16 protein-coding genes are annotated in these 19,065 nt (G+C 46.8%); 4 read left to right on the top strand and 12 right to left on the bottom strand.

The features are described from left to right. Positions 1–8: 8 nt before the first annotated feature. From H8S18_RS12755 to H8S18_RS12795, 9 genes are all read right to left on the bottom strand, one after another. A complete protein-coding gene (locus H8S18_RS12755; RefSeq protein WP_186858659.1) occupies positions 9–1,151 on the bottom strand; it encodes a glycerol dehydrogenase in 1,143 nt (380 codons plus the stop codon). Positions 1,152–1,201: 50 nt separating this feature from the next. Next, positions 1,202–2,146 carry an ABC transporter permease gene (locus H8S18_RS12760; protein ID WP_186858660.1) on the bottom strand — a complete coding sequence of 315 codons (945 nt, stop codon included), beginning with the start codon at positions 2,144–2,146 and terminating at the stop codon, positions 1,202–1,204. After that, positions 2,146–3,642 carry a sugar ABC transporter ATP-binding protein gene (locus H8S18_RS12765; protein WP_186858661.1) on the bottom strand — a complete coding sequence of 499 codons (1,497 nt, stop codon included), beginning with the start codon at positions 3,640–3,642 and terminating at the stop codon, positions 2,146–2,148. Before H8S18_RS12765 ends, H8S18_RS12760 begins: the two co-directional genes overlap by 1 nt. Before the next feature lie 122 nt (positions 3,643–3,764). Then, on the bottom strand, positions 3,765–4,910 hold the full coding sequence (locus H8S18_RS12770) for a substrate-binding domain-containing protein (protein WP_186858662.1): 1,146 nt from the start codon (positions 4,908–4,910) through the stop codon (positions 3,765–3,767). Positions 4,911–5,114: 204 nt separating this feature from the next. Next, a complete protein-coding gene (locus H8S18_RS12775) occupies positions 5,115–6,173 on the bottom strand; it encodes a zinc-dependent alcohol dehydrogenase (protein WP_243165161.1) in 1,059 nt (352 codons plus the stop codon). A gap of 39 nt (positions 6,174–6,212) precedes the next feature. Beyond that, entirely contained in the window at positions 6,213–7,748 is a 1,536-nt protein-coding gene (locus H8S18_RS12780; RefSeq protein WP_186858663.1) for a xylulokinase, read from the bottom strand. A 58-nt stretch (positions 7,749–7,806) separates the two neighbouring features. Next, positions 7,807–8,934, bottom strand: coding sequence for an SDR family NAD(P)-dependent oxidoreductase (locus tag H8S18_RS12785; protein ID WP_186858664.1), 1,128 nt, complete (start codon positions 8,932–8,934; stop codon positions 7,807–7,809). A 25-nt stretch (positions 8,935–8,959) separates the two neighbouring features. Beyond that, entirely contained in the window at positions 8,960–10,483 is a 1,524-nt protein-coding gene (locus H8S18_RS12790; RefSeq protein WP_186858665.1) for a xylulokinase, read from the bottom strand. A 9-nt stretch (positions 10,484–10,492) separates the two neighbouring features. Further along, positions 10,493–11,536, bottom strand: a complete 1,044-nt coding sequence (locus tag H8S18_RS12795; protein ID WP_186858666.1) for an alcohol dehydrogenase catalytic domain-containing protein — start codon at positions 11,534–11,536, stop codon at positions 10,493–10,495. Between the two features lie 209 nt (positions 11,537–11,745). Here H8S18_RS12795 and H8S18_RS12800 point away from each other — a divergent pair, with 209 nt between their 5' ends. Continuing rightward, positions 11,746–12,534: a DeoR/GlpR family DNA-binding transcription regulator gene (locus H8S18_RS12800; RefSeq protein WP_186858667.1), complete on the top strand. Its 789-nt coding sequence runs from the start codon at positions 11,746–11,748 to the stop codon at positions 12,532–12,534. Positions 12,535–12,554: 20 nt separating this feature from the next. Further along, positions 12,555–14,090: an ATP-binding cassette domain-containing protein gene (locus H8S18_RS12805; RefSeq protein WP_186858668.1), complete on the top strand. Its 1,536-nt coding sequence runs from the start codon at positions 12,555–12,557 to the stop codon at positions 14,088–14,090. A gap of 131 nt (positions 14,091–14,221) precedes the next feature. Here the strand turns inward: H8S18_RS12805 and H8S18_RS12810 are convergent, their stop codons facing one another. Then, positions 14,222–14,995 carry a DeoR/GlpR family DNA-binding transcription regulator gene (locus H8S18_RS12810; RefSeq protein WP_186858669.1) on the bottom strand — a complete coding sequence of 258 codons (774 nt, stop codon included), beginning with the start codon at positions 14,993–14,995 and terminating at the stop codon, positions 14,222–14,224. A 256-nt stretch (positions 14,996–15,251) separates the two neighbouring features. Between H8S18_RS12810 and deoC the strand changes: the two genes are divergently transcribed. Continuing rightward, positions 15,252–15,905, top strand: coding sequence for a deoxyribose-phosphate aldolase (gene deoC / locus H8S18_RS12815; RefSeq protein WP_186858670.1), 654 nt, complete (start codon positions 15,252–15,254; stop codon positions 15,903–15,905). 158 nt (positions 15,906–16,063) lie between these two features. Here deoC and H8S18_RS12820 read toward each other — a convergent pair whose 3' ends face one another. Continuing rightward, positions 16,064–16,690 carry a hypothetical protein gene (locus H8S18_RS12820; protein ID WP_186858671.1) on the bottom strand — a complete coding sequence of 209 codons (627 nt, stop codon included), beginning with the start codon at positions 16,688–16,690 and terminating at the stop codon, positions 16,064–16,066. Between the two features lie 238 nt (positions 16,691–16,928). Here H8S18_RS12820 and H8S18_RS12825 point away from each other — a divergent pair, with 238 nt between their 5' ends. After that, positions 16,929–17,912: a diguanylate cyclase domain-containing protein gene (locus H8S18_RS12825; RefSeq protein WP_186858672.1), complete on the top strand. Its 984-nt coding sequence runs from the start codon at positions 16,929–16,931 to the stop codon at positions 17,910–17,912. An 80-nt stretch (positions 17,913–17,992) separates the two neighbouring features. Here the strand turns inward: H8S18_RS12825 and H8S18_RS12830 are convergent, their stop codons facing one another. Continuing rightward, positions 17,993–19,045: a LacI family DNA-binding transcriptional regulator gene (locus H8S18_RS12830; RefSeq protein ID WP_186858673.1), complete on the bottom strand. Its 1,053-nt coding sequence runs from the start codon at positions 19,043–19,045 to the stop codon at positions 17,993–17,995. Between the last annotated feature and the right edge of the window lie 20 nt (positions 19,046–19,065).

Raw genomic sequence — 19,065 nt, forward strand, 5'->3', positions numbered from 1 at the left:
TTGTTTTCTCAGACCAAGAGGGCATTTTTATATTGCTTTTTGTAGCGTTCGCCGATTTTGTCTGCAGTTGTAATTGCTGCCTCGACCATATCTGCATTTACTTCGAATGGCATACTGCCCCAACAGGAATGCATAGAGGCTTCGGCAATCTTTCGAATGTTTTCCGCCGTATTCGGCACTTGCAGGTCCGCAAGGCAAACAGGCAGCCCCACATCTATACAAAACCTGATCACTTCGTCCAGACGCTCATTGGAAGCATCTTCTATCACCAATTGCGTCAAGGTTCCGAACGCAACCTTTTCACCGTGGTAGGTCTTTGCCCCTTCCGGCAAAGAAGTAATGCCATCGTTAACCGAGTGCGCCCCTGCAGTCGCATTGTTTTCGAATCCGAGGCCCGAAAGCAGCGTATTGGTTTCTATGATGTTTTCCAGTGCTTCCGTTACTTTGTTCTCCTCGCATGCAATCTTTGCTTTCAATCCATCGCGGAGCAGCGTATCATAGCATGCCCTGGCGATTGCCGTAGCCGCAACCGTACGTTTAAAGCCGCCGTCATTATTGTAGACAAGATTCGGCGAATCCGATTTGCGGTTAGCCTCTGCTTCGATCAGCGTCGCCAGAGCATCGCCCATACCCGAAACAAGGAAACGCACCGGGGCTTTGGCAATAATTTCGCTGTCTACCAGCACCAAGCAGGGGCTATGGTCAAAAAAGAATTCCCCTTTATGCGAACCATCCGCATGATAGATTACGGAAAGGGAACTGGTGGGCGCATCGGTTGCAGCCGTCGTTGGGATTACGATATTCGGAATCCCGAGCGGTACTGCCACGGCATTGGCCACATCTATGGTTTTGCCCCCGCCGATTCCCAGAACCACTTCGGCATTCCAGTCTTTCAGTTCTTCCGCATGCCTTGCGATTTCTTCTTCTGTAACCTCGCTGTTGAATTCTATGGTATGCAGTTCATAGCCGTTCCCGCTGTAATAAGTTTGCAGCTGTTTTGTAAAATCTTCGAAGAAGAACTGGTCAATGAATGCTACGATCCTTTTCCCGAATTTATCTGTATAATGCTTTATATTTTTGAATTCCCCCGGGCCCTGAACATACCGCTCAGGGGAACACCAGCCTCTTGTCGTTTTGGTAAGCCTTGCCATAGGTCATATCTTCCTTTCTTTGTTTTAGTCTCATTGATCCAAATGTGCGTTTAAGCTTCTTTTTTATTAGAAGATGTTAACGTCTGCAACAATACGGAGGCAACGATGATGATGCCTTTGATAATGTCCTGCGGATACGATGGAACTGCCAGCAGGTTCATAATATTGCCGATCAGCGCAAGGATCAGTACACCGATTACGGCTTTTACGGCTGAGCCTTCCCCTCCGGACAGGCTTGCGCCGCCGATGACGCAGGCGGCAATGGCATCTAGTTCCATGCCTTCGCCTACGACAGGCGAACCAATTGCAGTCCTGGAGCACAGGAGGATGCCGGCGAGCGCACAGCATAGTCCGGAAATGACATAAACGCCGGTTTTATACAGCTTAACGCGAATACCTGCAAGGCGTACAGCTGTTTCATTGCTCCCTATTGCAATTACGATCCTGCCGAACGACGTATAATTCTGCATAAACCAGAAGGCAACTACCACAGCTACCGCAATGATGACCAAGGTTGGAATCACGCCGACGGCACCGGTTCCCAACCAGATGATGGATCCTTCAGGCGTTGGAATGGGCGAGCCGTTGGAGATAACAAATGCAACGCCGCGCGCCATTGTCATCATTGCCATAGAAGCGATAAACGGCGCCATTTTGGCATACGATACCAATACGCCCGTAATAATTCCACACAGTATCCCACACAGAAGGGCAATCATCATAGCTACCCCAAGACTCATACCAGCCACAAGGCAGGTTGCCGTAATGACGCTTCCCAGCGCCACGATGGAACCGACGGAAAGGTCTATCCCGCCAGTCAGGATGACAAACAGCATCCCCATGGAAACAATGATCAGGCCCGCATATTGCCTCCCTATATTTACGATATTGGTCGGTGTAAAAAAGTCAGGAGATATCGCAATACAAATCAGCACCGCGACGAGAAAGATGATATATGTACTATATTTTTTCAGAAAAAAAGTCGCTTTTTTCATCACATAACCCCCATGGATAATCCAATAATATTCTTGTCGTTCATATCCTTCTTTTCAAGTTCGCCAACAACCTTGCCCTGGCGCATAACCACGACACGGTCGCACATATTAATGACTTCCTCCATTTCGGAAGAAACCATAATCACAGCCACTCCCGCTTCTGCAAGGTCATTGATATTTTTGTAAATCTCGGCCTTCGCGCCAACATCCACGCCGCGCGTAGGCTCATCCAGTATAATTACTTCGCAATCGGCGGCAAGCCATTTCGCAAGCGAAACCTTTTGCTGGTTTCCGCCGGATAGGCAGGACACGCTGTCTTCCATATCGCCATATTTTGTTGTCAGCCGGGCTAAGATATCCCGCGTGAATTCCTTATCTTTTTTATGGTTGATGATGCCGAATTTACTGACCTTGCCAAGGGACGTCAGGGTTGTGTTCTCACGAATCGTACGCTCGATCACGATCCCCTGCTGTTTCCGGTCTTCAGAAAGCAATCCCACCCCGTGCCGTACCGCTGCGTGCGGGTCTTTAAACAGGATCTTCTGGCCTTTATAGGTAATGCTCCCGCTGTCAAGTTTATCGGCCCCAAACAAAGAACGCATGGTTTCTGTTCTTCCCGCTCCGACGAGCCCGCTGAAGCCGAGAACTTCGCCTTTATGTACATTGAAGGAAACATCGTTTACCATTCTTCCCGCTTTCAGATGCTCCGCCTTGAGGATTGTTTCTCCGATCTTTGCGTTTCGTTTGGGAAATAATTGTGATAACTCCCGTCCTACCATCTGGTAGATCAGGCTCTTTTTATCAATTTCGTCAATCCTGAATTCATTGACAAAATGTCCGTCCTTCAGCACGGTTACGGTGTCGCACAAATCAAAAATTTCATCCATCCGGTGGGAAATATATACGATTGCGATTCCCTGTTCCTTCAACTGCCGAATCAATTTAAAGAGCTTTTGGATTTCGGTAAAGGTCAGTACCGCGGAGGGCTCGTCCAAAACGAGTACGCGCGCATCCCGTGATAACGACTTGCATATTTCAACGACCTGTTGATAGGCGACACTCAGGTTCCCTACCTTTTCATCCGGATCAATTTCCGAAAATCCCAGTTTTTCCAGCAGGTCATGACTGTCTTTTTTCAATTTTTTCCAATTGATCATCAACTTGTTTTTGCCTACAAGGCGATCAATGTATATATTTTCTGCCACCGTCAAATGAGGCGCCAGCATAAATTCCTGATAAATAATGGATATTCCTAAATCGCGGCTGATACGTGGGGATGTAATGTTCCGCTCCACTCCATCTATTTTTATGCTTCCTTTATCTGCAGCAATCGCTCCCGACAAAACTTTCATGAGCGTCGATTTTCCTGCACCGTTTTCACCCACAAGGGCATGAATTTCCCCTGGCTTTACTGCAAACGACACATCAGTCAGCGCATGGACGCCTTTATAGCTTTTATAGATGCCTTCCATCTGAACTCTGTATGTTGTGTCCAATATGGTAACCTCCTGATCTTATGTTTTTGTCCGCGCCAATATCTTGATATTCTCCACTGGCCCAGTAAAAGCCCCGGCTCCACAGCCATTTTGGAAGCCGGGGCCCCTTTCATCTGGTCTTTTTAGAATATCGCATTGGGATCGTATAATTCGTCAACGTTTTCCGGCGTAATCGCCACTGCATCCGTATGGCTTTCTTCCGGATATGATGTGGGGTCTTTGCCTTCAACTAGGATCTCTTCCGCAATCTGGTATCCTAATTCGGCTACCTTATTGGGATTATTTTCGCCCGACGCCTTATAGGATGTTCCCTGCTGAATCAGTGCGAGTGCTTCCTTCTGGCCATCGCACGCTGCAAACATCTGTACCTGTTCCAGTTTATCGACGGCCCGGAGTGCTTCCATTCCGCCAATCAGCATGTTGTCATTTTCGCCGAGTACGCAATTAATGTTTGGGTTTGCGACAAGCAGGTCTTCCATTGCCGGCAAACCGTCGTCAGCCGTCCAGTGGGCCCAGCCCTGTCCGAGTACTTCGAAATTTGCGGCTTCGTGAAACGCTTTCCCGTTATCTGTAAGTTCCTGATTGAACTTTTCCGCTTCCACCCAAGCCTCTTCTTCCGTCAGACCCGCACGCGCTTCGATAATTCCGCAGAAAAGCCCCATACGCCTGTCTTCTCCGCCAGGATTTCCTTTATCCCCGCTCAATATAACCGAACTGATTGTTTCCCCTTCGTCGTAGCAGGTTGCGGCATATAGCCCGACTTTTCGCCCGTTGCCCCTGTTGTCGCTGAACACTGTCGTCACGACGCCTGCATCGGGGCTGATTCCGCTATCCAGCTCAATAACCGGTATGCCCGCCGCCGTTGCCGCCTGAACCTCGGGGATAGCCCCTTCCGAATCGATCGTGTTCAGGAAAATCAGATCCATACCCTGGGAGACGAATGTTTCCATATTCGCCATCTCTGTTTCGAGGCTGTTCTTCGCATCCAGGACAGATACCGTCCAGCCACGTTTTTCCCCTTCCTCCTGAATTGCATTTGCCAGTGCAAGGAAGAAAGGATTATCCATCGTTTTCTGTGCAAATCCAATTTTGAACGTTTTGCCTTCTCCGTCTGCCGCTGGTTGGGACGCTTCTGCCGCTTCAGATGCCGATGCCGAACTTTCCGCACTCTCGCTCACCGCCGGTGCGGCCTCTTGCTGCGCCGGAGCGCACGCTAACAGTCCAACACACAAGAGAACAGCCAATACTGCCATCAATAATTTTTTCATCTTTTTCCTCCATTTTTATATATTATTTTTTGCCACGTCTGCAGCAAAACGATTTTTTGTGTAAAGCTGTAAAAAGAAACTTCCTTGAATTGAAATCAGATTATCATCTTTGTTTTCACAATATTATCATACGAAATTTCGTTTGTCAATATTTTATTTCGAATACTTTCGTTTCAAAATCATTTTGACAAATAACCTTCACGATCAGTCAAATGTGACAACGCATTTACGTGAGATTTCTTTTCTCTCCAATTTTTTAAAAGCTTCGAGCACGTGGTCGAAATCATAGACATCCGATATAAATTCTTCCGGATCGACTACGCCTTTTTCTATCCATACCAATATTTGGGAAAAGGCCTGTTGCTCTTCCACTTTTCGCGGCATTTGCTGGAAAATGAGCTGCCAGTTATAATCCGCCCTGGACCAGTCAAGATTCATATCAAGATTTTCGGATATTCCATAACAGCAAATCTTACCGCGGTCTTTGATGATCCCCATGGCCTGATTGATTACGGCAGATGCGCCGGATGCGTCAATAACGTAATCCACGCCTTTGGGGCACACCTCATGTATCATGGCGTCTAAAGTTCCATCAGTATTATTGAAAACATAGTCTGCTCCGCACGTTTTTGCCATTTTGAGCTTTTCGTCTATGATATCGATCGCGAAAATAGGACCAACTCCCAAAAGATGCATAAATTTGATAAAGGTCTGCCCGACCGGCCCGCATCCGAACACTGCGACACTCTGATCGTGTTCTATCCCGAAAAATCTTATAGAAGCAAGCACCTCCCGCAGGGTAATAATAACAACGGCGTGATTCACGGGAATCTTTTTGTCAATTACGTTTTGCGCATAACAATTCGGGGGAAAGTCTGCCGAGTCCGGCAACACGCCGCTTTCCTGCAGTGCAACCACGTCGTCTACCGTGCCATATTCGGAAAAAGCGCCCCAGCCGCTTCCATAACCACCCAAAGGTCCGGCATAAGGCAGCAGCACCCGATCTCCTTTCCGGTAACTTTTCACTTTATCCCCAATCTCAACCACTGTTCCAACCGCCTCATGACCCAACATAAGCGGATACTGTTCTTTGCCTATCCCTTTGAATGCACGGTGAATCAGCTTGGTATCTGTTCCATTGCAAATGCCGCATGCCTCTATTTTTACCAGCGCCTGCACAGGAGTAGGAACAGGAACCGGCACTTCCTTAACCACAAGCGTGCCATCTTTTTCCACAATCAATGATTTCATACTTTTTGTCATAGCATTATCCTCCATATTTTTTGAAGCCGATAGTTCACCTTAAATCTTTACTTGTGCAAGCGCATCGCCAATATCGGACAAATCTTCAGCCGACCTCTTGTAAATCTCAAACATTTGCCTATATATTTCCACATTTTCCCGAACCGGCTCACACACGCTTTCCGTTTTATGCAATTTATCTATTTGCTCAAAATCGTTCCACAGCCCCGTTCCCACTGCTGCGCATGCAACTGCCCCCAAGGCGGCAGCCTGTTCATCTACATTGGTTTTTACTGTCTTTCTGTTATAGCAATCCGCCAGAATCTGGCGCCACAAGGCATTTTTACTGCCTCCCCCCACCAGCAGTATTTCTCCTGGAACGGAAGCGACCTTTGAAATCAGTTCCACACACACGCCCAGATTATATGCGATGCCTTCCAGGGCTGCGCGAATCATATCGCCGCGGGTGTGCTTAAAATCCAGCCCCAAAAAGCCGCCGCGAAGATAAAAACTTTTATCAAACGGCATCCCGCCGCCAAGGCATGGATTGAAAATCAGCCTATTGGCGCCGGGCGGCGATTTTCGTGCTTCCGACTGCATCAGTTCGTAAATATCCTCTCCGCATTCCTTCGCTTGCCGCAAAAGATCGGGAGCGATATGGTCGCGTACCCATTTGTATGCGGTGCCTCCTGCCGCAATACACAACGCCGAATTATAAAAATCATTCAGCAACGTAAATACATACGGATACCCCTGCGTATCAAGGACCGGCCGATCCGCTGTGAGCGCTACCCAACACGACGACCCCAAAGATATATATGCCCGGCCGCTTTTGTAGCCTTTTGCTCCGATGGCCATCATGGAATTATCCACGCCGCCGCACACGACAAGCATATCTTTTCCTACACCCAATTGTTCTGCCGCTTCTTTGGTCACGGTTCCAACGACATCCATGGAACCCATCACTTCCGGAAATAATTCCGCATGGATTCCCAGCGCATCGAGAATTTCTTTGCTGAACCGCCACTTTCGCAGGTCATAGGCCCCACTGCCGGATGCATAGGAATGATCGGTGGCCACCCTCCCGGTGAGCCGTAGATTAATATAATCCTTCGTGCCTATTATTTTGTTGATTTTTTGATATAATTCAGGGATATTTTCCCGATACCATACCGCCTTGAAAACGGGATATTGCGCGGGGTTCACTCCATTTCCTGTGATATTGTACCAACGTTCCCTGCCGAATTCGCGGAAAAAGGCTTTTGCCTGCGCTCCTGCCCGCGTATCCGACCAGATCGGAACCTCATCGAGAAGCGGAATATTATTCCGGTCCAGAGGCACTGCCCCCAAGCTGTGTCCGGAGATCCCGCAGCAATAAATATCCCCGGGGGCCGCACCGGACTCCTTCATTAGTTTATTTGTACTTCGTACTATGGCATTCCACCAATCCGCAGGCCTCTGCAAATGCCAGCCATGCCTGGGGAAAAAGGTCTCATACGGCTCAAACGCTTCCGCGATACAGGTTCCATCCATGTTATAAAGGGACGCTTTGTTCCCACCTGTCCCCAAATCCCAGGCAATCATTTTTTTGCCCATAGTATCCCCTCCCTTTCTCTGAAAAATACCAGCTAAACCTTTTCCATGAAATAAGTTGCTATTTCAGCATAATCTGCCCGCCTGAAACCGGGATGGCCTGCCCTGTTTCGTATTGCTGTTCCACACAATAATAAACGGCGCGGACAACGTCCTTGGGAGTGCATCCCCGCTTCATCGGCGTTTTATCTACATGGTATTTCCTGACGTCCTCTACCGTTTTCGCACCCGGCACCTTTCCAACTTTTAAATATTGTACAAAGAGGCCTTTCACTGGGTCACTCCACATGGGACCGTCGTAGTAATTTCCGGGGCATATCGCGTTGACTTTTATGCCGTTTCCCACCAATTCTTTCGCGAAGCTCTGTACGAGGCCGATGCCTCCAAACTTAGCTCCGGCATACGTAAAATTATTGATTGAGCCGTCAAGCCCGCTTTTCGAATTAATCTGTATGATATCTGCGGTAAATTCAGGATCGAACCTGTTCTCAGTTTTCATAACCGGAGCTGCAAATTTTGTGCCGATATAAACGGACGTATAATTCATTTTTGTCATAAACTCAAATGTTTTCATGTCCATCGTGTCAAGGCCGCCTCCGTGCGAGACCCCGGCGCTCATGATGAAAATATCGAGCCCTCCATAGGCAAGCACGAATTCCCGTATCATTTCCTCGGTCTTTTGTTCCTCCGTCACGTCTACAAAAAGCGGCATCGCCGTTCCATCCCCATACATTTCATTCAATATACGCGCCTTTTCCGCGGCTGCCTCCATATTGATATCCGCAATGCCGATTACCGCGCCTTCTTCCGCCATAGAACGGCCCATGCCTTCTCCAAACCCGCTGGCTCCCCCTGTAATGACCGCAAGTTTTTGCCGCAGCCGGCCCGTACGCGGCGTTTTTATTTCCCGTTTTGCCGTGCCCTTGAGCACCGCAAGGACATTATCCGCATCGGGTTTGCTTTTTCCGATGCAAAATGTTCCCACTCCTTCGGCTTGCACAACATCAATCCGCATGCCTTTGCTGCGCTTCAGCGCCTCTTCCATTTCTTCGCGGCTTCCACCAATGCGGAGGGTTTCCAGTTCCTTCTGGCCGTCAAATATTTCATCCGTAAAACAAACGCACCCTCTTTTTGCCAACAGCACACGGATTGCGGGCGCCAATTCCGCAGCGAATTTCTGATTGTTCATAGTTCCTTCCCTCTTTCAATACTCGTTATTCTAAAATTTGATTTATTTCACTAAAACATCCGTCCATAAGCTCCAGCGACCGCTCGTAGGCGTTTATAAACGGCCGATACTTTCTATGGTTTTCCATATCCGGCTCAGTTACGCCGCATTCTTTATTAATGCTATGGATCGTAACGGAAAGGTCGTTAAACAGGCCGACTGCATACCCGCCGATTACCGCCCCCGCTAAGGTTGCCGTATCCGTCCGGGATATCGTCGCTTCCGTAAGCCCGAGTATATCCGCTTTAATTTTGCGAAATTGAGGACTCTTCGCGGCACCGCCTACGGCCAGAATACGTCCGTACTCCTGTTCGGGAATCAGTTCGCGGATACGGTTCAAGTAAATTTTATATTCGTATCCGATACTTTCCATGATCGAACGGTACATATGGGCCTTCGTATGGTTCCAATTAAGCCGGAGCCAAGCCCCCCGCAGATTTTGACTGTTGGGGCATACCCGTCCTGCGTAATGGGGAATGAACAGCAGGTTTTCGCTTCCCGGCTCTATCTTTTCGATTGCACAGTTCAATTCGTCGTACGAATATTGATAGCCGCCGCTCAGCACGTTATCTTTGAACCAGTTGATGCACATACCTGCCCCGTTCATATATGCCATTGGGGTATAGAGCCCATCCACAACCGCCGCCGGATAAATAAGCATTTTTTTCCCGATATCGGGGATGAACCTATCTACAGCGCCGGCCAATGTAGATGCGGTTCCGCCCACGTCATACAATACTCCCGGGTGCGTTACTCCGGCCCCAAAAGCGCTCGCCGCCGTGTCGCCGCAGCCTGCCGCGACAGGAGTGCCTTCCGCGAGGCCCGAAGCTTCCGCCATTTGCTTCGTTACCCGGCCCGCGATATTCCATGGTTTTACGATCCGCGGGAATTTTTCCGGATCAAGGCCGAAGGTATCCAGAAGTTCCCCTGACCACTCTTTTTTTTCTACCGAAGCAAATCCTGCAAAATGCAGATATGTATGATCTATATATGCCCGTTCCGCATTTAAACCGCACATCTGCATTACGCAATATACAGCCGGCGGCACAAACTTCGCAATTTTCGCATAGGCCTCCGGTTTTTCATGCTTCCACCACAGTATCTTGGGGCCATGAGCATATGTGACCGGGCTCCCTCCCCCAATCTGCATATACCGTTCTTCCCCAGCCCTGCGGATCATATCGAAATATTTTGCGCATCTCTGATCCAGCCAACTGTCATATGGGGTAACGTTATTTCCGGCCGTATCGATTCCCATGATGCCCGCCATCTGGCCGTCGAGCGCAACTGCTGCGATGTCCGTATTGTTGATATCCGCCCGCTCAATATTTTGCTTAATTGTTTTAAGGCAGGAAGCCAGCAATTCCTGTGGATCTTCCTCTACGCGCCCGCCGCTGCCATAAACCAGATTGGATTTTTGGAACGCTTCCGCTATCGCGCGGCCATCGCGGTCATAAATAACCGTCTTTGTTCCCTGCGTTCCAACATCAACACCGACTAAATAATCCATGGCATTCTCCTATGCAATATCAATTATGGTTTTTAATCCCTTCCCCTGCGCCGTATGCCGTATGGCCTGTTCGATATCCCGGAGCGCAAAGTGATCTGTAATGATGCCTTTTACATCCAGTATTCCGCTGTCAATCAGCTTCATGGTAGTAAACACCATGTCTGTGTTGGCTTTGGTAGAACCCGATATATTCAGTTGCTTATAATGAATCGCATTCGTATTGATTGGTACGATCTCTTTTGCTTTTGGCAGCCCGCCAAAAAAGTTTACCCGGCCGCCGAACCCCATCAATTCAATTGCCTGTGCCTGTACCGCAGGCACAGGACATGCTGTTACGCAAACGTCCAGTCCGTTTCCTTCGGTTTCCTTATTCACCAATTCTTTCATTTTATCCGCGGGAACCGCTATAAAGTCCTCATCCACCTTGCAGCACAACTCCAGCCTCTCGGGCGAAACATCGCTTAACATCACTTTTGCCGCGCCTGCGAGTTTCGCCAGCTTTGCATGCATAACGCCGATTGGCCCCGCGCCGATGACCATTACATAATCCCCTATGTGGACCCCATAATGTAAAAATCCATTATATACGCAAGAGAGCGCCTCATTGACAGCCGCTTCTTCGTAGCTGGTCTTTTTCCCCAGCTCTGCAATATTTCCATATAACAACGCTTCCCGCGGGACCCGGATATATTCGGCAAAAGCGCCGTCTACCGTAACGCCCATGGCCTGTATATTGTTGCACAAATGGGAATTCCCGGCGACGCATGCCTTGCAGCGTCCGCATCCAATATTAGGCGCGAGAAACACCCTCTGCCCCTCTTTCCATTCCGTTACATTTTTCCCGACTTCGGCGATATCCCCGGAAAATTCGTGACCAATAATCAGCGGTCTGGTTTCGGAGGCCGCCTCCGCTCCATTTTGATACATCCTGATATCCGTACCGCAAAGGGCAGCCTTGCGGACCTTAACCAATATTTCATCATCACCTATTTCGGGCACTGGAATATTTTCCACCCTTAAATCGTTCGCACCGTAGAGCCTTGCCGCTAACATCGAGTTACCTCCATTTATTCTTTTTTATCATTTGAATACATTTTATTTGTTTTATTACGTTTAATTTCGTTTCGTAAGTTTATATTGCATATATTAGCAACATTTCGAAGGTTTGTCAATCTTTTTATACTTGTTTTTTTATTTGTTTTCGATTATAATAAATTTAATGTTCAAGATATCTTTAATATAGGAAATATAGGACGATAAATATGTTTGTAACGGAACGGCATCAGAAAATTCGCCAGATGATACTGGAGTACAAGCGGGTGGATGTTTCTAACCTCAGCCGTCTTTTTTCCGTATCAGAAGTTACAATCAGGAAAGATCTCGAGCAACTGGAAAAGGAAGGGTTCCTCGTCCGTACGCATGGAGGAGCCATATTAAATGAAGGATCGCTTCCACTTGAAAGCAGTATTTCTACCGCGGATCCCGATCTTTTACTGAAAAAGCAGAAAATTGGCGATGTTCTGGAAAAAATTATCAGCAACAATGAACTCATCTTTTTGGGCGCCGGTTCTACGTGTGCGGAAGTCTCCCGTAAATTGGTCACAAAAAACGAACTTGCCGTTATCACCAACAACATCAATGCGATCGTTATTTTATCGGAAAACCCCAATATTACGTTGATTACAACCGGCGGAAACGCAACACGCAAAAATAGCAGCATTGCCCTCACCGGTTCCGAGACCATTGAGTTTTTGAAGGGCAAATATGTTGATAAGGCCATTGTTTCGGCGGATGGCATCTCTTACCTCAATGGTTTTTCCTTGCAGAACGATATTATTGCCCAAGCATATACGTTGGTCTTCAATCAGGCAAACGAAAAAATCGTATGTGCCACAAGCGACAAATTTAATAAAAACGCATATTCAAGTTTCAGTCCTATCGACGGGATCGATACGCTTATCACCGATGCGTCCGCACCTGACGATTATTTGAAATATTTTTTCGATCATAATATCCGTGTATTCAATGCGTATGATATAGAAGATATTTAAAAGCCGGAGGAACAATCCTTATGGAGCCTGCCCGCGTACTGAAAGTAGAGGAAGTTTGTAAAAATTTTGATGACATTGCCTGCCTCAGCAATGTTTCTTTTGAATTGCGCCAGGGAGAAATATTAGGAATCGTAGGCGGCAACGCCTCTTCAAAAACTACTTTGATCAAAGCCATTTCCGGGGCGCGTACAATTGAAAAAGGAAAAATATCCGTGATAGACCAGCAGGGAAATGAAGTGGTAATTAGAAACACGGCTGATGCGCGGTCAAACGGTATTGCCGTGCTTCATGAAGATGCGATGATCTATAACCATTTTTCCGTTGCGGAAAATATCTATTTTGGGGCTTACTCAAAGGCAAATGTCAGCCGCGGCTGCGTTATTCACTGGGGCAATATCTACAAGATGGCTGAAAAGCTGTGTAATGATTTCGGGTTTAAGATCGATGTGCGTCAATCTGCCGCAACGCTTAGCATAGCGGAAAAGCAGATCATTGCGTTATTGCATGTGCTTGTACTGGATACGCGTATTCTCCTGATCGACGAGGCGTTTTCCGCACTGGGGGCATATGATACCGAAAAGGTATTGCAAATCATCAAAAAGCTAAACGGCACAGGGGTTTCCGTTATATTTCTGTCGCAGTCTCCCGAACATATCAGCAATATTATCGATTCAGTAATCATGATCCACAAAGGCGAAGTGGGCCGCAAAATAGAACGTACGGATGCTGATTTCCAAACAAAGCTGGAAGAATTCAATAAATTCCTCAATAGTTCCCCTTTTCCCAAGCTCGAGGTTTCAAAAGGACGTGTGCTTATGGAATGTTCGGGATTGTGTTATAAACATATTTTAAAAAATATTTCTTTTAAAGTCCGCCGGGGTGAAATCCTTGGCATCGTAGGGATGGCCGGATCCGGCCGTACCACATTGGCACGTCTCCTGTGCGGTGATCTCCATGCCAGCGGCGGGAGTATTTATATGGGCGGGGACAGTATCCATATGAAAACCCCGGTTGACGCGCGTAAAAATAAAATCTGCGCAATCCTTGACGATCGCGAGCAATATGGCATTATCCCGGCGTTTAGCCTGTCCGACAACCTTCTTTTTCCTAATTATCACAGCAATCAGGGAAAAGGGCCGTCGTTTTTTATCGGAAAAAAAGCATTTACCTCACATGCCCGCACTGCAATAGACAAACTGGCGATAAAGTGTACCAATCCCAGCCAGGGTATCGGGGAACTCAGCGCGGGCAATCAGCAAAAAGTGTTGGTGGCGCGCGGCTTCATTGCCAAGGCTGAATTGTTTATATTTGATGAACCCACACGCGGCCTGGATAATGCAGGGAAAATTCAGATATACAACCTTCTCAACGAAATTTCTATGAGCGGCAGGTGTGCGATTTTTATTACTTCCGATATTTCTGAAGCCATCGGCATGTGCGACCATATTCTTGTCCTGCGCGAAGGTACGCTGGTTGGCGATTGGTCGCGGAGCAATATGTCTGGTACGAATATCCATGAAAACCTCTACGAAGCTGCAAAAGAATCTATGATTTGATTTTTTCGTATTTTTATAAAGGCTTTCTCCTTCTATAGCCGTACGCAAAAAATTCCTGCGGCGGTCGCCGCAGGAGATAAAGGCTACAGGTTTGCTTCTATTTTTACGGGACAGCAAGATTGAACAACCTGTTATACTATTTTCAGCTCTATTTCTATACCCCGGATTAAGTCAATCCATTCGTTATCCAGTCCATGATCAGTAATAATCATATCGAAATCCGCCAAACCTGCGAATTTTGCCGGGCAAATCTTATTAAACTTCGAAGAGTCCACCAACAAAATTTTGGATAACGCAGTTTTTATGGCGGCTCTTTTGGTGTCCCGCTCATAGGGCTCAATACAGGTAACGTCAAATTTTCTGCTGACGCCGGCTGTAGAGATAAAAGCTTTGTTGATACAAGTGCGCTCGATTAAAGCGATTCCTTCCTGACTCTGGAACATCTGCGTATTCTTATGGTAATAGCCCCCGGCTGAAATAAGACCGCAATCATGCTTTTCCAGTTCAAACAATATATTCATATTATAACATAAAACGGTCAGGTTCATGTTATCCGGCAAATGGTGCGCAAGATACTGGGTTGTTGTCCCTGTGTCAATCAAAATCACATCATCCGGCTCCAAAAGAGCGGCCGCCGCGCGCCCAATTCGTTCTTTTGCCGATGAATGGAGAATGGTCTCGGATTCAAGGTCATATTCTTTATTCTGGAAAAAATCTTCATGCTGGATATAGACTGCTACCCCATTAATCAGGCGAATAATTCCGCTGTTTGCAAGCACTTCCAAATCCCTGCGGATTGTCATTTCCGATACGCAAAGGATTTGGGCCAGTTCTTTTAAAGAGGCCCCATTTCGTTCTCTCAGGATCTCTACTATTTGATTAAGCCGCTGCGCTTTTTTATTCATAGCAGTCCTTTCCCTTATCTTGCCGTCATCGGCCGAAGATTAAGATTACTAGTATTTTATCACAACATATTAAGTGCAGCAAATTTATGCAATGGAATTCTACATTTTTTATTGGAAATGTTTCAATCGCATCAAAAAATATCTAAATGTTTAATTTACAACATTTTTGTTGACTATTCTTCTTTATTTTGTTATTATTCCACCATAATATATTGTATCTCACCAAACAAGTTCAAAAATAATTTTGGAGGCGACTATGAAAGCAGAAGAAATCTTGAGCAGGACAGACCACACCATCTTGAAGGCATTTACAGCATGGGACGATATTGTAAAATTATGCGAAGAAGCAATCGAATTCAAAACGGCATCGGTGTGTATTCCCCCTTGCTATATCAAACGTGTCCATGGGAAATATGGGGAGAAGATAAACATATGTACGGTTGTGGGGTTCCCTCTTGGATACTCCGTTGCGCAAGCAAAATTAGCGGAAACCAGGCAGGCGCTGGCGGACGGGGCAAATGAGATTGATATGGTCGTAAATATTACCGACGTCAAGAACGGCGATTTTGACAAAGTACAAGAGGAAATCAGTTTGCTGAAAAAAGAAGTAGGCGATAAAATATTAAAAGTAATTATTGAAACCTGCTATCTCACTGAAACCGAAAAGATTAAGCTGTGCAAATGCGTTACCGATGGCGGGGCCGATTATATTAAAACATCGACCGGCTTTGGTACAGCCGGCGCACAGCCGGAAGATATCGAGTTATTCAAAGCCCACATTGGCCCCAATGTAAAAATCAAAGCAGCCGGTGGAATGAGTACCAAAAAAGACCATATTAGGTTTGTGGAGTTGGGCGCACACCGCTTAGGATCCAGCAAAGCCGTCTCCCTGTTTGGCAACAAAGGTTAAAATTGGTCATGCAGACCGTCTTTTTATAATGGAGTTTCCAGGCCCGGGAATTGAATGACTCCCGGGCTTTTTATAAATTTTGGTATTATTTGGGCGGAACAGGAGCATCTCCCAATAATTGGGGCCGTACTACCCTCTGCTCCCTGCCCATTCTGTTTTCAAACCATCCCATCCGCATAGACAAGCAATGCCTGCTCCAGGTCAAAAACATCCGCAGAGGCCGCCCGATAGTCCAGCACATAGCACGTTGTAAAATTTTTATGCTTCACAACTTCACGAAGCTCTTCCCCAGCCAGTGATATAAACCATGGAAACCGCGCTTTTTTCCTGTCGTACTCAGCCGTGACCAACAAAAGGTTTGCCGTTTTATAGCTGTGGTTCTTAAAATATTCTTTCTCATTTTTTTCCCACATTTTTGTTACGAGCAGTTCTTTTAATGCATCCATATTTTCTTCAAAGCTTGTAATCAGGCGTATTCGTTCCTCTTTTGGCTTTCCATGCTGGAACAGCTCCTCAAAATTTGCTTCTATTAATCGATACGCATCTTTGTTGCCAAAAACCGTTACCACTTCAAACAGGTGCATACCCGTTTCGTCACGCACGATAAAATCCCCGGGATCATGCGGCTCAATTGTACGGAACGTTCTACGGGTTTGCTCAAAACATACCAAAAGATGAAAGAGCTCTACCCGTTTTTTGAACCGTTCCGGCGGGGTACCGACATTATATTTTGTTACCAGCTTTTTACACTGTTCCGCGATTCTCTTTTTATTTGGAATATCCATACCTGTCCCTCAAGCTCCGCTCCCCTGCACAATTTCCGGGGACGCCGTTCCATTTCACCAATTATTATATATCAATCCGTTTTTTTAGTCGATAATCGATGATAAGGAAGAAATTATTTTCTCATATCTTTTGGAAATAAGTTCAGTACCGCTGTCTTTTTAACCGCGTGTATCGTATAATAATAACAAACGCAACAGTAAGCATACCGAAAATTTGCTTGATTATATGGAGACAATCATGACAAACGAACAGTTTCTTTGCGATACAACAAGAAAGTTCTGGAAATATTATCTTTTAACGCCCAGTGAAGAAAATTTCGGGGAAATCCTTACAGGATGCTCAGATCAGCTGGTTATGATCGGTACAGGGAAACATGAATTTTATGCATCCCTCGGCCAAGCCTGCAAAGGCCTTACTGCCAATCTTGCAGAGGCGGAGAATATACGTTTTGAAATTCTGGACGAATGGTACGAATGCCTTATGCTGGATCCGGAGATTTACCTCGTTTATGGCGGCTTATGGGCGCGTCAACAGGCAGAAGCCGGGGAAAGGGTGCTGGTAGACATGGATACCCGCTTCAGCGTTTTATACCGCAGGGAAGAAAACGGCTGGAAAATCATCCATTTGCACCACTCCATCCCATATTTCGATCAGCAAAACGGCGAATATTATCCGCGGTCCCTTTCCCAGAAGGCACGGGAGGCGCTTGAACTGGCAGAAGAATTCCAAAGAAAATCCGAGCTGGACCTGATGACCGGCGTTTACAACCAGGAGTCTTTCCGCAAATATTCCCGGGAGGCTTTGTTATCCGGGCAACCTGGAATCCTCTATGTATTCGATCTCGATCATTTTAAAGAAGTAAACGATACCTATGGGCATATTACGGGCGACGTATTGCTTAAACTTTTTTCCGGATTATTAAAAAAATATTTTGAAGGTGATATTATTGGACGCATCGGCGGCGATGAATTTGCTGTGTATGCAAAGGCTCCCGCAGGGCCGCAGGAGGAACGTGTCCGGAAAATCCTCTTTATGGAAGCGGAATACCGCAGGGAAGCAAAGAAAATATTGAATTCCGGAGATATCTGGAGCTGGTCCGCCGGGATCGGAACCTTCCAAAACGAAGAACCTTCCTTTACCGAATTGTTTGACCGCGTGGATAAGGCGCTTTACCGCGCAAAGCATTCGGACGGCGTATATTGCTGGTCTGACCGGGGATAAGTACAAATATAGTTGATACAAACCTGTTTTTCCAAACGACAAAAAAGGCACCGAAACGGTGCCTTCTGCATCCCCCCGTTTTACCACCGGGCGAGGTTCCATTCGCTTTCGCAATTTTTATTTGTAGACTGGCGTTCAATAAAGGAATGCACTATCTTTTTTTGTACAGGTTTCATATCGGGCTCCTCTATCATCTGCTGCAGAAGCTTGAATCCCTCCAACCCCAACGTATAAGCCGGAATATTAACCGTCGTGATTTGCGGGGAGACAAGCGTACCGGGAAAGATATTATCGCATCCGGTCAGCATCACTTCATCCGGCACCTTGATTTTCTTTTCGTGCAGGGCTTTCAGCGCGCCGATTGCGGACTGGTCGTTAACCGCCATAACCGCGTCAAAGATAATACCGCGCTCGAATGCATCGCACACAGCTTTATATCCGCTGAACGAGGAAAGGTTCCCTTCAAAAATGTATTCCTTGCGGATGGGAATGTGCGCCGCTGCAAGCGCTTCCTTATAGCCTTTGAGGCGTTCATGGCCTACGATAGTGGATTGCTTTGCCGAAATATAAAGGATATCTTTGCATCCCTTCTCCAGCAAATATTCCGCGATTTCCCGGCTGATCGAGACGTTATCAAGGTACAGGGCCGATACATAATTCGAATCCATATTGTATTCGAGGGACAGCACCGGAAAAGACTTTCCGCCGTTTCCCCCGGAAACAAGCTTTTTGGCCCATTCCCTTTTGTTTTTCATCTCGCAACACGAGTTAAGGAGAATGCCATCCACACGGCTGCGCTTGAACTGGCTGATCGCCTGCTTTTCTTTGGCGAAATCAAAATTGGTGCTTACAAAGGAAAACGTGTAATCTGTGTCGTCTGCAGCATCCCGCAAGCCATTGAATATCTGGGTAAAATATACGGAAGAAATTTCCGGTATTGCTACGCCGATATTGTAGGTCCGGTTGGATTTTAAACAGCGCGCGGCAATATTGACCTCATAACCGCATTCCTCGATTACTTTTTGTATCAGCCGTTGTTTTTCCAGACCGACATGTTTTTTCCCGGTCAGATAATTCGACACCGTAGCAATTGATACACCCGCCTTCCGGGCTACATCAATCATCCTTGCCATTTATTCCACCACGCCTTCCG

Source organism: Christensenella tenuis, assembly GCF_014287795.1.
Lineage (GTDB): Bacteria > Bacillota > Clostridia > Christensenellales > Christensenellaceae > Christensenella > Christensenella tenuis.